Annotated in this window: 14 protein-coding genes and 1 pseudogene; 11 read left to right on the top strand and 4 right to left on the bottom strand. The window is 40.2% G+C overall.

The genetic code is table 11. The features are described from left to right. Positions 1–215: 215 nt before the first annotated feature. Positions 216–1,628, top strand: coding sequence for a PP2C family protein-serine/threonine phosphatase (locus tag WKK05_RS29370; RefSeq protein ID WP_341526540.1), 1,413 nt, complete (start codon positions 216–218; stop codon positions 1,626–1,628). 116 nt (positions 1,629–1,744) lie between these two features. Here WKK05_RS29370 and WKK05_RS29365 read toward each other — a convergent pair whose 3' ends face one another. Together WKK05_RS29365 and WKK05_RS29360 are read right to left on the bottom strand one after the other, a co-directional pair. Next, positions 1,745–1,900, bottom strand: coding sequence for a hypothetical protein (locus WKK05_RS29365; RefSeq protein ID WP_341526539.1), 156 nt, complete (start codon positions 1,898–1,900; stop codon positions 1,745–1,747). Positions 1,901–1,969: 69 nt separating this feature from the next. After that, positions 1,970–2,593, bottom strand: coding sequence for a hypothetical protein (locus WKK05_RS29360; RefSeq protein ID WP_341526538.1), 624 nt, complete (start codon positions 2,591–2,593; stop codon positions 1,970–1,972). A 205-nt stretch (positions 2,594–2,798) separates the two neighbouring features. On the opposite strand from WKK05_RS29360, the gene psbP reads away from it, so the two are divergent. Further along, complete coding sequence (gene psbP, locus WKK05_RS29355; RefSeq protein WP_341526537.1) at positions 2,799–3,344, top strand: photosystem II reaction center PsbP; 546 nt, start codon at positions 2,799–2,801, stop codon at positions 3,342–3,344. Between the two features lie 113 nt (positions 3,345–3,457). Beyond that, positions 3,458–4,051: a nucleoside triphosphate pyrophosphatase gene (locus WKK05_RS29350; protein WP_341526536.1), complete on the top strand. Its 594-nt coding sequence runs from the start codon at positions 3,458–3,460 to the stop codon at positions 4,049–4,051. A 129-nt stretch (positions 4,052–4,180) separates the two neighbouring features. Here WKK05_RS29350 and WKK05_RS29345 read toward each other — a convergent pair whose 3' ends face one another. After that, a complete protein-coding gene (locus WKK05_RS29345; RefSeq protein ID WP_341526535.1) occupies positions 4,181–4,408 on the bottom strand; it encodes a hypothetical protein in 228 nt (75 codons plus the stop codon). A 203-nt stretch (positions 4,409–4,611) separates the two neighbouring features. Here WKK05_RS29345 and WKK05_RS29340 point away from each other — a divergent pair, with 203 nt between their 5' ends. The 4 genes from WKK05_RS29340 to WKK05_RS29325 all read left to right on the top strand — a co-directional run bounded on the left by WKK05_RS29340 (position 4,612) and on the right by WKK05_RS29325 (position 9,817). Continuing rightward, positions 4,612–5,349 carry a phycocyanobilin:ferredoxin oxidoreductase gene (locus tag WKK05_RS29340; RefSeq protein WP_341526534.1) on the top strand — a complete coding sequence of 246 codons (738 nt, stop codon included), beginning with the start codon at positions 4,612–4,614 and terminating at the stop codon, positions 5,347–5,349. A gap of 950 nt (positions 5,350–6,299) precedes the next feature. Then, a complete protein-coding gene (locus tag WKK05_RS29335; protein ID WP_341526533.1) occupies positions 6,300–7,724 on the top strand; it encodes an HlyD family efflux transporter periplasmic adaptor subunit in 1,425 nt (474 codons plus the stop codon). A gap of 45 nt (positions 7,725–7,769) precedes the next feature. After that, positions 7,770–8,924, top strand: coding sequence for an ABC transporter permease DevC (gene devC / locus WKK05_RS29330; RefSeq protein WP_341526532.1), 1,155 nt, complete (start codon positions 7,770–7,772; stop codon positions 8,922–8,924). Between the two features lie 158 nt (positions 8,925–9,082). Beyond that, entirely contained in the window at positions 9,083–9,817 is a 735-nt protein-coding gene (locus WKK05_RS29325; protein WP_341531223.1) for a DevA family ABC transporter ATP-binding protein, read from the top strand. 287 nt (positions 9,818–10,104) lie between these two features. Here the strand turns inward: WKK05_RS29325 and WKK05_RS29320 are convergent, their stop codons facing one another. Next, positions 10,105–10,890, bottom strand: coding sequence for a hypothetical protein (locus tag WKK05_RS29320; RefSeq protein ID WP_341526531.1), 786 nt, complete (start codon positions 10,888–10,890; stop codon positions 10,105–10,107). A gap of 225 nt (positions 10,891–11,115) precedes the next feature. Between WKK05_RS29320 and WKK05_RS29315 the strand changes: the two genes are divergently transcribed. The 4 genes and pseudogenes from WKK05_RS29315 (at position 11,116) to WKK05_RS29300 (ending at position 14,758) form a co-directional block, all read left to right on the top strand. After that, positions 11,116–11,928, top strand: coding sequence for an HAD family hydrolase (locus tag WKK05_RS29315; RefSeq protein WP_341526530.1), 813 nt, complete (start codon positions 11,116–11,118; stop codon positions 11,926–11,928). A gap of 936 nt (positions 11,929–12,864) precedes the next feature. Then, positions 12,865–13,224, top strand: coding sequence for a Mo-dependent nitrogenase C-terminal domain-containing protein (locus WKK05_RS29310; protein WP_341526529.1), 360 nt, complete (start codon positions 12,865–12,867; stop codon positions 13,222–13,224). Between the two features lie 17 nt (positions 13,225–13,241). Next, a pseudogene (locus tag WKK05_RS29305) lies at positions 13,242–13,523 on the top strand (cupin domain-containing protein). Between the two features lie 488 nt (positions 13,524–14,011). After that, complete coding sequence (locus WKK05_RS29300) at positions 14,012–14,758, top strand: creatininase family protein (RefSeq protein WP_341526528.1); 747 nt, start codon at positions 14,012–14,014, stop codon at positions 14,756–14,758. Positions 14,759–15,032: the final 274 nt, after the last annotated feature.

Below are 15,032 nucleotides of genomic sequence, written 5' to 3'. Positions count from 1 at the left end.
AGTTTTAATTAAAAATACATTAGTTGGAATTACTAATTATTGAGCCATGAATGCAATAAGCAATTACAATACTCATAAAAACCACACCTTGCGTCTTTATACTCTTGCTAAGTGACAGATATTGTCTCAATATGGTTTAGCAATGCCAAAACCAAAGGATTTATCAGTAATCTTAAGTAATCTAAAACCTAGTTTTCTAAAGTGCAATAGTACCTGTGCCTGTGTCTCAACTGCCCTCTCAACCCACTGACAGCAATAGTAGTGCCGCGACGGATGTCACACCAGTCGTGGCACTCAAAGAACTTGTGGCACGGTTGCATCGGGAACAAAACAAAATCCAAGATTTGCTAAGTTCTTTAGGATTTGCTCTTAGAAGTTTCAATAATTTAAATCAGTTTTTGGAATTAATTCCATTAATGGCAACAAGAGTAACAGATGCCGATGGCAGTGCGCTGTTTCTTTATAAGCCCAATGGTCAAGTCAGGTTAGAGCAACTGCACTGGCAAGATAGCCACCAGCGTAGAAATATCCGCAAAGCTCTAGAAACAGCCAGTAGTCAAGTTACACTTGTGGCTAATGCTGCCCCTTTAACAACTACCACAGGGCTTTTAAATGACCAGATGCATCGCTATTTAGGGCCAGATGTGCAAATATTTGGTACCGCGATTCTGGTCAAGCATACAGAACGAGGGTGGCTCTATGTCTTGAGCCGTGATCCAGAATACACTTGGACAGAAACTAGGCAAAAGTTAGTTAGGTTAGTAGCAGACCAAACAGCAGTAGCGATCGAAAACGATGAACTAGCTGTAGAACTCAGAAAGAAAGAACGCCTAGACCAAGAACTAGAAATTGGTGCAGAAATTCAACGGCGACTCTTACCACGTCAATGTCCTACCATTCCTGGGGTAGCCTTGGCTGCACGCTGTAAACCGGCTAATCGCGTCGGTGGAGACTATTACGATTTTATTCCTACTAATCACAATCAGATTCAACCAATTAGTCAAAGTGTTTTGGACGTTGGGCGTTGGGCTTTTGTAATTGGGGATGTGATGGGTAAAGGTGTCCCAGCAGGGTTAATAATGACCATGATGCGGGGAATGCTACGAGGAGAGGTACTACATGGTAATTCTCCAGCAGGAATTCTGCAAAATTTGAATCGAGTTATGTATGCAGATTTGGAAAATTCGCATCGCTTTGTAACCCTATTTTACTCAGAATATAATTCTCAAAACCGAATTTTGTCTTATAGCAATGCCGCACACAATCCTCCTTTGTGGTGGCACGCAGCCACAAAAAGTGTGAGCCGTTTAGATACTTTTGGAATGCTGATTGGGTTAGATGCTAACAGCCAATATGAAGATGCCCAGGCGCAGTTAGAGCCTGGGGACACAATTATTTACTATACAGATGGCTTGACCGATGCTGCTGCCGCAGGTGGCGATCGCTTTGATGAAGAAAACTTTGTCACTGCCTTCAACACAGCTTGTAGATATTGCAATGGGCCACAAGAAATTGTGGATTACCTATTCGACCAAGTTCAAGAATTCATCGGCCCAGATAAGCAAAATACTGATGACATGACACTAGTTGTTTTACAAATTCAAGAGTCAACATTTAGTGTTCAATAATTAAAAATTCTTGAGCTTCAGACTCTTGACTAAATATCAAAATACAACCGTCCATCCCTGTATTTTAGCGTCTTCTTTGGTGTATGAAATGCCATCAACTTTAATGCCTTGTTGATTCAGAAGGGCAATACAGCAGAATTTAGCTTATTAGGTACTATAGTACCTAATACGGTTCGGTTAAGGGAAGAGACGCGATAAATCGCCGTCTCTACAAAGGACTGATTATTGTAAAGACGGCGATTTATCGCGTCTTTGTGATCTATAACTTTCATTAAAAAACCTTATCCGAACCGTATTGCGGCAGTACTCACCAAGATAATTTTTGCTTTTATGGCAACCAATTACTGAAGAATCAGCCCTAGCCAATGGGGATAAGCATATGAATCCTCAACTTGTAACTTTGACCCTCGATAAGTATTGAAAACCCGACTAGCTAACGCCCCAAGATTCCCTATTAGACGGTCATCTTCGCCAAAAGCTTCAAAGGCAAGGCTCCACCATGCATGATCTTGACTTATGAGATGCGTAACTTCCAAACTACAACCGTTATCTATGTGTTCTTTGGTAGCAACGGGTTGTGTCGAATAATCGGGTAAGACTTGATAAAGTTGATTATTGCGAACTTTCTGGACATTAATCCAAGAAGAAGTCCGTAAAAAGGTTGCAGGCTGAAAACTTTCTCCTGTGGGATCATCACAAAACCACTTGCGCCATTTTTCTGCTTTGCCCTCTACAAATTCACCAAAATGCACTACGCCAAATTCTGCTTGACGCCATTTGGCTTCCAGCCGTCCTTGTCGCAGTTTGATTCCAAGGAAATCACACTTTGGAGTGTAGAGATACCAATCTTCCCGTACTTCTGGTAGTTGCATCTGGTCAATCAGACAGTTTTGCCGAAACCAAACTTCAATGTCTTCTGGTATTGTGCCAGGGTAAAACCAGCGCAATTCATTACTTGTGAACATAATGTTAGGAGTAGAGACGTGATTAATGGCGTCTGTACAAGAGTTGATAGTAATTATTTTCTCAATTTTCCGCTTGTCCCCACTCCCCCCCTCTCCCCCCCTCTCACTTTACCCATCTTCATCCGTAGCGCCCCTGATAATGGGAGAATAAAAACGATAAATGACTTAGCTTTGTATTGCCTCCAGCCCAAAGGAAACTTTAGAGATGTGGAAAAGAATTGCATTTATTTTGATATTAGTACTAAGCTTCAGCCTGAGTAATTCTGGCGTAGCGACTGCGGGTGGACTCAAAAGCTTTGTAGACAGTAATGATGGATATCAGTTTTCATATCCTAATGGCTGGGTGCAAGTGAAAGTTGCTAACGGCCCAGATGTAGTATTCCATGATTTGATTGAGGTGTCTGAAAATGTCTCTGTGGTAATTAGCCCTGTTCCAGAAGGCAAAACTTTGCCAGAACTAGGGACACCAACAGAAGTAGGATATAAGCTAGGAAAAGCTGCTCTTGCTCCTCCTGACTCTGGTCGGTCGGCTGAATTAGTTAACGCCGCGCAACGAGAGGTTGACGGTAAAATCTATTACCTTCTAGAGTATGAAGTCAAACTTCCTAATCAGCAACAAAGACACAACATTGCCAGCGTCGCTGTTAGTCGTGGTAAGCTTTTTACCTTTAACGCCTCAATTCCTGAAAAACGTTGGCAAAAAGTTCAACGGATAATGGACGAGGCTGTGAATTCTTTTTCCGTTTATTAGTCTGGAGAGACGCGATTATACTCTTACGAGAAGACGCTCTTAGAGCGTCTACGCGTCTGTACAAGAGTCAAGAGTTATGATTCTCCTACTCTCCCATCTCTCCCTATTTACCTATGGGCATTCCATCTTTTGTACTTGCCTCAGCTTCCCCAGCTCGTCGCCGCTTGTTACAAACTGTTGGTATTAAATCGATAGTTCGCGCAAGTGACTTTGATGAGTCACAAATCCAAATAAGTGAGCCTGCACAATTGGTCACAACTCTTGCCCAGTGTAAGGCGGAAACTGTAGCCCCGCAGTTTGAATCTGCTTTAATTATGGGTTGTGATTCGGTTTTGTCCTTGAATGGTGAGATTCATGGCAAACCAGTGGATACCGCCGAAGCGATCGCTCGTTGGCAGATAATGCAAGGTAACTTTGGTGACTTGTACACAGGTCACGCTTTGATTGACCTAACCCAAAACCGCACTATAGTAAAATCTCAGGTAACAAGGGTTTACTTTGCTCAAATGAGCGACAAAGCAATTAATGCCTATGTAGCCACAGGTGAACCCCTTAAGTGTGCTGGTGCTTTTGCCCTTGAGGGTTTTGGTAGCCTATTCGTAGAAAAAATAGAAGGCTGTCATAGCAATGTGATTGGACTCAGTTTACCCCTACTGCGGCGAATGTTGGCGGAACTAGAGTACGATGTTACTGATTTTTGGCAATAGTCATTAGTTATTGGTCATTGGTCATTGGTCATTTGTCAGTAGTTAGTTATTCTCCTTCTCCTCTTTGCCCAATGACGCCAGTTCTCTCAAGTCGGCGGAGCCGCCCACGAGACTGGCTCCCCAATGCCCCTAATAACTAAATTGCCCAATATTAAGTACTGCTTCCCCATGATCTGGAATCCAAGCCAGCCACTCGTCTTCAGAAATTGGACACAATAAAAGTGCTTCATCAAAACTAAAGGGGTTGGGAAGTTGCAAAAGGTTTACCCATGTAAAAGTTGGAAACTGCTGCAAACCTTCCAGCTTACGTCTTGTTGTTTTTACTGCAAAATCTGGTCTCTCAGAATCTAGTTTCATAGCTGTGTATTAACCTAAAGCGGCTAGCTAATCTAAAATTATTTCTGTAACCTAGACTACAAAATAAATATTATTTTTGAAAAGTCAATGTTTCATAACTTTACGTAGACTGAGCGTAACTGTTTGCTTATATTGCAAGTCATAACAGAAGCTGCACGGCAAGTTGTAGACTGGCAACTAGATAGCGTTTTCTCAACCACGATATGTCATTTACTTCTCTACCCTCGCTGCGTGAGCAACAACATCCCCTAATTCGTCAGCTAGCTGATTGTATTGAGGCAGCTTGGCATAAGCATCTGGATCTGTCGCCTTACCATTTACCTGCTGAATTGGGGTATGTGGAAGGTAGGCTTGAGGGGGAAAAGCTGACGATTGAAAACCGTTGCTATCAAACACCCCAGTTCCGAAAAATGCACTTAGAACTGGCGAAAATAGGAAATATGCTGGATATTTTGCACTGCGTCATGTTTCCTCGTCCAGAATACAATCTGCCGATGTTTGGTTGTGATTTAGTTGGAGGTAGGGGTCAAATTAGCGCGGCGATCGCAGACCTTTCTCCTGTACAGCTAGAGCGCACTTTACCAGAATCTTATACCTCTGCACTGGTGCAGCTAACACCGCTTGACTTTTCCCAACCTCGTGAATTACCTGAATGGGGACATATTTTTTCTGATTTTTGCATCTTTGTTCGTCCCAGTTCTCCAGAAGAAGAAAAGATGTTTCTCACGCGCGTGCAGGACTTTTTAGAGATTCATTGCACTCAAGCGATCGCCTCTAGCCCAGTTTCACCTGAACAAATGACGCAAATTATTGCAGGACAGCACAACTACTGCACCAAACAGCAGCAAAACGACAAAACCCGCCGCGTACTAGAAAAAGCCTTTGGCTCCGCTTGGGCAGAACATTACATGACCACAGTTCTGTTTGACCTACCAAGATAATCATCCCACACTCTCCCACTCCCCCAGAGTTCCCCATCTGTAAGCTCTGTTACGTTTTCCCATAACTGATAAATGTAGAATTCATTCAAAGCGAATATCACAAGATGGTTTGTTGTCTTGGGGGGTGCAATCAACCCTGCTAATCGGTTGATCAAAAAGTTAAGGAAACTATGATGTTAGAAATTCTCAAGTTGACAGACATTTTTTAATTGGTGATTGATTAGCTCAAGCAAAACTCAATTTCGCAGGGAGATTGTATCCAGTAATGGCAACAGTGTGTTCCTCATCTTCTTTTCTACTTGTGTGACTCACTGTAGCACTACCGTTCAATCTGTTGAAATTGATGCTAGTAACTTTGTATTTGCATTAGTGAATATAGCAGTAAGCTGTTTGCAAATAAGCTTACACATTGACTGGTGAGGATTGTCTTTTCTAATTAGTCATTAGTCATTTGTATTCACTAAAAATAAAGAGATGTAGGTGCATTAGTTAATCATATTCTCTAAGTAAGGATTGATAAGACTATTGGCATAACCTCTCAAAAACTTGCCAAAAGTCATCTCAGTTGCAGAAAATCTTTGCGATATTCTGCTCTATGAATTTGTTTGCTCAATTACACTTTTGTAATTAATACTTAAGTTGTTATCAGAGATTGAATCTAACTGACGCCGCTTGTGTATTTTCCTAACTCCCATCACACGCCTCAACAATATTTAGCAACTCTTCAATAGTCAACTGATAGAAAGCGCCGTTTAGCAAACCTATACATAGTGTTGAGTCTTTATCAAACAGGAGATTTTAAGTGATGCCTAACTTTAAATCACTGTTGTTTGTCCTATACACAGTTGGCTGTTTACTAAAAATCTTTTTTGGCTAATTTAACTGCACCTAACTCACTTTTTTTTATTTTACTTGCATCAGCACAATTCAGATAAACGGGCAAAGATACTATGTCAAGGGTGACTGAGAAGCCAAAGCCAAGCGAGCAGCCACTTAATCGTGAACAACCTAAAATTTTGTGGGGCATCGCTGTAGCTGTGCCACTAGTAATCGCTGCTGGGGTACTAGGTACAGCTAAAATCGAGCAGCTAAAAAAACTAACTACGCCTGTACCCACAGCGCCAGTTGCCAACACCATTAGTGCTGTGGGACGTTTGGAACCGCGAGGAGAAGTCGTTAAACTGTCTGCCCCAACCTCTGGAAGCAGTATATCGTCACGAATTCAGCAGTTATTCGTCAGAGAGGGAGAGCGCGTTCGGCAAGGCCAAGTGATTGCGATTTTGGACAACCGCGACACTCAAGTAGCCTCAGTCGAAGAGGCAAAAAGCAAAGTACAAGAGGCTCGCGCGAATTTAGCACAAGTCAGAGCTGGCTCACCAAGAGACATTCAAGCTCAAAGAGCAGTTATTGCTCGCCTACAAGCGCAGTTGTTTGGCGAAAGAGAAGGTCAGCAAGCCACCATTGCCCGGATTGCTGCACAGTTAAGTGGAGACAAACTTGTCCAACAAGCTACAGTGAATCGTCTGGAAGCTCAACTGAGTGGACAAAGAGATACTTTAAGAGCAACCCTTGCACGTATCCAAGCTGAGCAACGTAATGCTCAAGTCGATGCTGGTCGCTATGATTTTTTATACAAAGAAGGTGCTATTTCCCAGCAAGAACGGGATAGAAGACGCCTAAGTGCAATCACTGCTAATCAGCAAGTTGCCGAAAGTCAAGCGACTCTGAGGCAAACAATCGCAACCCTGCGACAGCAAATTGCCGAAGCTAGAGCTAGCCAAGTACAAAATTTAGCAACCTTGCAACAGCAGCTGATTGAAGCCAAAGTTAACCGTGACAAAACTGTAGCAACTTTGCAAAGACAAATAGATGAAGAAAGAGCCAAACTCAGCAGACTGCTAGAAGTTAGTCCGACTGATATGCAAGTAGCACAAGCTCAAGTTAGTAATGCGATCGCAAATGTCAGAAAAGCCGAAGCAGAACTGAAGTTGAGCTATGTTCAAGCACCAATCGCTGGAGAAATTTTAAAAGTTCATACCAAGTCAGGCGAAGCTATAGGCGCAGATGGCATAGCTGAGATTGGACAGACTAATCAGATGTTTGTGGTTGCTGAAGTTACTGAAGACAGTATTGGTAAAGTACGCATCGGTCAAAACGCAACTATTAGCAGCGATAATGGAGCGTTTGGTGGGGAATTAAAGGGAACTGTCACAGAGATTGGTAGGAAAATCGGCAAAAAAGATGTCTTAAATACAGATCCAGCAGCAGATGTAGATGCCAGAGTTGTAGAAGTAAAAATTGCTTTGTCTCCAGAAGATAGCCAGCGAGTTTCTGGTTTGACCTACGCTAAGGTCGTTGTTGAAATTAATATCTAATTACTTTTTTATAGATTAACTACTAACTGCTTGGATGCCCAGAGAATGAACCAAAAAATACCTCTGTCATGGCTACAATTGACAAGAGAAAAAACGCGCCTAGCAGTTGCCCTGGCAGGAATTGCTTTTGCCGACATTTTGATGTTTATGCAACTAGGTTTCCGAGATGCTCTGTATTATAGTAACGTTAGATTCCATACAAGCTTGCAAGGCGATATTGTTTTAATTAGTAGTCAATCTACTGCTTTACTAGCAATGAAAGCCTTTTCTCAACGGCGCTTGTATAAAGCTTTAGATTTACCAGCAGTACAATCAGTACATCCTATATATTTGGATTATACAAGCTGGAAAAACCCTGTTACAGGTATTCCTCGTAATTTGCTGATCTTTGGATTTAATCCAGAGGCTAACATATTGAATTTGTCTGGAGTTCAAGAGAATCTAGATAAAGTTAAACAGCCTGATGTAGTTTTATTCGACCGTTCGTCTAGGGTTGAGTATGGGCCAATTGCGGCTAATTTTGGACAAGGCAAGATTGTCACAGCAGAAGTGCGAAGGAGACGAATTAAAGTAGGAGGACTATTTACATTAGGTGCATCATTTGGAGCAGATGGTAATTTGATTACTAGTGATGTTAACTTTTTACGGATATTCAATAATCGCCAGCGAGGATTAATTGATATTGGGCTGATTAGATTAAAACCAGGAGCAAACTCTACAGATGTTTCTCAAGAATTACGTAATTATTTACCTAAAGATATTAATGTTTTAACAAAACAAGAATTTATTGATTATGAGCGTAATTATTGGGCAAGTGGTACAGCTATTGGATTTATTTTTACTTTAGGGACAATTATGGGTTTCATTGTTGGAACTGTAATTGTTTATCAAATACTTTATACAGAAGTAACAGATCACTTAGCTGAGTATGCCACTCTCAAGGCAATAGGCTATACACAAAATTATTTGTTAATTGTAATTTTACAGGAGGCTTTATTTTTAGCAATTTTAGGATATCTTCCTGGATTTGCTTTTTCTATGTTTATGTATCAAAGAGCCAGAGAAGCAACACTTCTACCAGTTTTTATGAGCTTTGACCGTGCAGTAATGGTATTAATTTTAACGATTATAATGTGTTTTATTTCTGGTGCTATTGCTGTACGTAAATTACGTTCCGCAGATCCAGCAGATATTTTTTAATATAACGGTTTAATTAAGTAAATATTTAACCTAAGAAAAGAGTATTTATGATGAATTGATACAGAAAAATATATAATTTATTTTAAAATAAATTATTAGCTTTGATATTTAATCACTTTATTTGTTGGAGATAATAGCTCCTATACACTAGAATTATGATGAAAAAAGAACCTGTTATTGCTATTAAAAATCTTAATCACTACTATGGTAAAGGCGCTCTGAGAAAACAAATTTTATTTGATATAAATCTAGAAATTTATTCTGGAGAAATTATAATAATGACTGGGCCATCAGGGTCAGGTAAAACTACATTACTGAGCTTGATTGGTGGGCTGCGATCTGTGCAAGAAGGAAGTTTGAAGTTTTTAGGTGAAGAACTATCTGGTGTCAGCCAAAATAAGCTGGTACAAATGCGACGTAAAATAGGCTATATTTTCCAAGCTCACAATTTGCTAGGGTTCCTGACTGCTAGGCAAAATGTGCAAATGGCAGTGGAATTAAATGATAGGATTTATCAAACAGAAGCAGTGTCCAAATCAGAAGTTATGCTGGGGGCTGTTGGTTTAGAAGAACGAATGAATTATTATCCAGATAACCTTTCTGGTGGGCAAAAACAAAGAGTAGCGATCGCCCGCGCCCTAGTAAATCGTCCTCCATTAGTACTAGCAGACGAACCAACAGCAGCTTTAGACAAACAATCAGGTCGCGATGTCGTGGAAATAATGCAGAGTCTCGCCAAAGACCAGGGAACTACTATCTTGTTAGTGACCCACGACAACCGCATTTTGGACATAGCAGATCGCATAGTAGAAATGGAAGATGGTCTTTTAGCCCGTCATTCTCAAAGTGCAGTTACCAGTTATGATCCCAGCGTCAAAAATCACAACTCATAACTAAGTCGTTAAACATTTAATTGCCTATTTACTTCTAAAGGTCGTTCCCGCGCCCGCCTTGGTCTGCGATAAAATAATTTCTGCGCCTGGCTTTGCAACGAGCTAACTTTTTTCTTTTAAAGGAAACACTACGCAAACGGAACAAGCCGATACTCAGACCTCTCTATTTGTCATTGATCATTAGTATTTACAAAGGACAGAGGACTAATAACTAATGACTAATGACAATAATGAATAGATTGAATAGATTTACACCCTGAAAGAAAACGTGATTAGTGAATTCCAGCTTACTTTTGCTGCGTCGAGACACTTGCTTGGCGACTAGTGCGAAAAGTCACGTTTACACCCTCATTCGATTGCTCCAGTACCAGCAGCGGCGTAGGTTTAGCTTTTTGATCCCAATGCATATGGGCAATCCGGCCTTGAATTGTTGGCTGCCAAGTATCTTCGTCTTCCATTGGACTAAGATAAGTTTCGATACAGTCAATAATTTGACTAATAGTTGCAGAAGTAGCTTGTGTAGGCAACTTCATTAACCGGATTTGAATACGAAACAGGACTCGCTTAGCAGAGTTTGGTAAATTGACAGTTTCATACTCTACATCAAAAATTTCATCCACCTGCCGTCCGGCACTATTAGCAATTCCTAATGTTCCTTGTTGGGCTTGATTTGGACGCAAGGCTTGAGAAATTTTATCTTTAACCTTGATTTTAACTTGATTAAGAATCGCAAAATGGAATACCTCCTCTGACATCCGCATTCTCAAATAATCTAGGTTAAAGTCCCGTGAATTAACCAAATCGGGATTAGTTTCCATTTTGCGAATTGTTTCCAGCGCCAGCTTAAACTTTTTCTCTAGTTCTCGCGCACGGAATTGTTCAAATTTGAGCTTTTTCTCCAACTTATTCATTTGGAGTTTGCCATATATAATCAAAGCAATCACCGCTAAAGCCAGTCCTCCAGAAGTTAACACCAAGAATGGTGGTATTTGAGGATTACTTGCTAGCACTTCCTGGGATGCTTTTTTAGGCTTTGACCCTGAGGATTGGGCAAGAAACATCGAAGTGGGCATGGTTGATAAACTGAAAAACTTGACTCTTGATTTTTAGGATGCCCAAATATTGAATGCCATCTTGCTGTACCGTTAATATTTTTTACGAACAAGGACTCAGGAGCCAGTAGTCAAGAATCAAGAGAACTGTATATAACTGGTCGCCAGACGAGAAAGCTAACTACTGCACTGCCTGCTCCTGTATTCTGGATTCTGACTCTTTTCATAGCTTTTCCTAAATTCTATATGTCCAGACATCTGAATGTCTCTTCTGGGGATTCCATCAATCTAAGGCCGCTATCTGAGATTTCATCTACTTGTCTGGGTAATATTCGTCTCATAGCCACAGATATGGATGGTACCCTAACTAGGCAAGGAAAATTTACCGCTGAACTGTTGCAAGCCTTAGAGGATTTAGCCGCAGTTGGTATCCAAGTAATGATTGTTACCGGGCGTTCAGGTGGCTGGGTAAGTGGACTGAGTAGCTTGATGCCCATCAGTGGCGCTATGGCAGAAAACGGTGGTTTGTTCTTCCCATCCGGAAATCAAAAACCAGTAGCTTTAACGCCTATTCTCGATTTAACTGAGCATCGCCAGCATTTAGCTACAGCTTTTAGACAATTACAACTCAAATTTCCTCAAATTCAGGAATCTGCCGATAATCGCTTTCGGATAACTGACTGGACTTTTGATGTAGACTCTTTGAGTCCAGATGAGCTACAAACTTTAGGCAATCTGACCCAGCAAATGGGTTGGGGATTCACGTACAGTAACGTGCAGTGTCATATTAAACCCCAAGGGCAAGATAAAGCTGTGGGATTATTGCAGGTATTGCGCGAATACTTGCCCCAGTACTCACCAGAACAAGTTGTTACCGTTGGCGATAGTCCCAATGACGAAAGTTTATTTGACCAGCGTTATTTTCCTATATCGGTGGGTGTAGCGAATGTGCTGGAATATGTGAATCAGTTGCAACATCAGCCTGCTTATATCACCATATCTGCCGAAGGAGAAGGATTTTGTGAGTTATCTAATTATCTTTTGAAAACTTGCAACTAGCAAAAAGTTAGACATAGCTGAACTTGTTTTAAAATAAGCTGGCAGCACTAAGGTTGCGTAGATCCAAAGTAGCTTGCCGTCAAACATCACTTGGTGTAAATGCTGGTGCTGTTCAATAATATGTACGGTGTAGTTTCAGAAGCTGCGTAGACACGTGCCTCCGACAGAAGAGGTTGCGAAGATAACGAAGCATACGCTCGCGACAGAACGGCTTGTGGCTAAACATAGCTCTCCGGAAATTATTTCTTAAATATTTGACTAGAAATCAGTGTTTTTTAAAAGCACATATGCCAGTAATTTTGTCAATAGATATAAGTAGACAAATACTCTAGCTTTTTGGTATTCTTTAGGCGCAAAAGCAGTATTTGCCTCATATTTTAGGTAGCCAAGATTTCCCTTAATTTTAGTTACTGGCAAAACAAGTATATTAGCTTGTACTTATCAAAGGAAATTCAGGAACTTTGTAAGTAATAACTAGCACAACAAATGTAGCATATATCTTGCTTTAGGGAGTAATTACCATATTATAAAATCTTTTTTGATTGGTTTGCAAGAGAAAAATGTATGAAATACAAGAGTTACAGGTCTGTTTAAAATTTAGTAGTCACCTTCAAGGCACTGGGTAGTTTAAGAACTAATAAATTAAATTTAATCTGTCAGATTATGATCCCCAATTTATATAATCAATAAGTTAAAGAAATACAATTTTTATATTTTCTTTGTTATTTTGTATTTAGTGGGACAGTTCTTCACGGTTTGGTGGGTTTAAATAACAATTAGTTAAACCATTTGTCCCCGAAATTCCATGTAAATTTGCTGTTTTGGGCTTGTTTAACTTCTTTTGACAAGCACAAATCAACTGCTGATAAAGATTGCATAGTAACATTCCAAATCGGCTAATAGTTCATTAATCTAGGGAAAACCTTGCTTACGACCATGCTCAAAACAAATAATCGGCCTATTGTTCTGCCTGCTTTTATTAACCCGGTAGAAATAATCAATCAAGTAGGTGGTAAAAACAAATTTTTTCAACCTAAATCAGATTTTCTGCAACCATTACGCAAATGGCTTGATGAACTTGAAATACAGAACCCTAAATTAGCTAAATTTATTGCCAAACTAGTTCCCGCACAATGTCCATTTGAGCGTGATATCATGCTATTTGGTCGCAAAATAGGCCACATTCCTCCGATGTGCAAACTCAATCCGCTTTACGATCAACTCGTAGGCTTGCGTTTTCGTGCTTTGTGTTATTTAGTAGATCAGTGTGGAGAAGATATTCAGTCCTACTGTTGAAAACAAATAGAATAAACTTGGCATGGAAATCAAAGATTGACCATCAACCCAATCAAGAACATTTTAAATCAGTTAGATGTGTCTGAATGGGTAATTTGGAAAAAATAAGTCTCAAAATTCCTTTAGACTTATAATTTATCAATAAACGTGCTATTTTCTGGAAGGTTATGTAATTGTGATTCCTGATGGTGGACAGCCAGTGCAAATGGGTAAAAGCGAGAAGAGTGACTTTTCCCGCTGGGATGTCCTGTATATGGGAAATAACAAGCGATGTGAAAAAACATTATTGCTTTGATTAATTAAGACTAAAGACATACTGGGAAAAAATCATCTTTGTCTTCTTTGCTTTCCCAAACGCAAACATCTCAGAACTCAACTCAGATTTTTATTATATGGAGTTACGCAACGGGTGTCGTAGAGTGAAATGGCAGAATTCAGTGAATCGTTTATACTTATAATCTGTCAAAACTCGTTGCAACTCCATACCTCAAATTAATTAGTAACGATGCTCCGCCGCGCTACGCTAATGTAATTCGTAATTAAAACACACTTTAGAGAGACCTGATATAAGCGCTTTCCACTACGTTAAGCCAAACGAGTGAACACTACTATCTATCTTAATTTAGTATCAGACAATATTGATAAAAATAAATAGTTTCATTTCATTAAAATTGCTTCCAAGTTAGGAAGTTCATAATCGTGTTAGTGGGACATTAATTAGAAAAGATGTTGTTTAGCACAACCAGATTTATTCCCACTGCACTTTTATTGAGGATGTTCATAAAAAATGTTATTGCATTTAAGTACTTGGCAGGAAGTTGAAGCTTATCTACAACAGTCTGGGGGTATTATTTTTCCTATTGGTTCCACAGAACAACATGGGCCAACGGGATTAATTGGCACTGATGCAATTTGTGCAGAAGCGATCGCTCGTGGTGTTGGTGATGCAACTCAAGCGATCGTTGGCCCTACAATCAATGTTGGCATGGCACTACATCACACCGCTTTTCCTGGCACAATCAGTCTGCGTCCCAGCACTTTGATTCAACTAGTGCAAGACTATGTAACTTGTTTAGCCAAAGCTGGTTTTACCAAGTTTTACTTTATCAATGGACACGGCGGTAACATCGCCACCCTGAAAGCAGCTTTCTCCGAAACTTATGCTCACTTAGAAGATTTGCAGATTCCCGATGCACAACGAGTGCAATGTCAAGTAGCTAACTGGTTTATGTGTAGTTCTGTTTACAAGCTAGCTAAAGAATTATACGGTAACCAAGAAGGTTCTCATGCAACCCCAAGTGAAGTAGCTCTCACGCAGTACATTTATCCAGAGGCGATTAAGCAAGCACCCCTCTCACCAGAAGTTGCAAGTGGACACAGGATTTATGGTGCAACTGACTTTCGATTTCGCTACCCCGATGGACGTATGGGATCAAATCCTGGTTTAGCAACGCCAGAACATGGTAAGCAGTTTTATGATTTGGCAGTCAAAGAACTCAGTAATGGGTATTTAGAATTTATCAACGCTGAATAGAACTCATATCAGAACAGTGTAGAGAGGCAATTATAGTTGCGTCTCTACACCCAATCTCTTGATAATAGGGCATGGGGCATAGGAAGAGAAATTTTAATAATTCGTTATGAGTGCAATCTAGGGAGTTTATTAAAAACATCATTTTTGCTTACTCTTTAAATGATAGTAATCAAACCACTATAAAAATTGACCGTAATTTTTCTGATAGGTTTACTAATTATTTTTTGCTGCTAAGATAATCATAATTACGCAAATTAGGCACATTAAGCCTGCT

Origin of the sequence: Nostoc sp. UHCC 0302, from assembly GCF_038096175.1 — a bacterium.
Classification (GTDB): domain Bacteria; phylum Cyanobacteriota; class Cyanobacteriia; order Cyanobacteriales; family Nostocaceae; genus UHCC-0302.
This window is presented reverse-complemented; position numbering and strand designations above follow the sequence as displayed.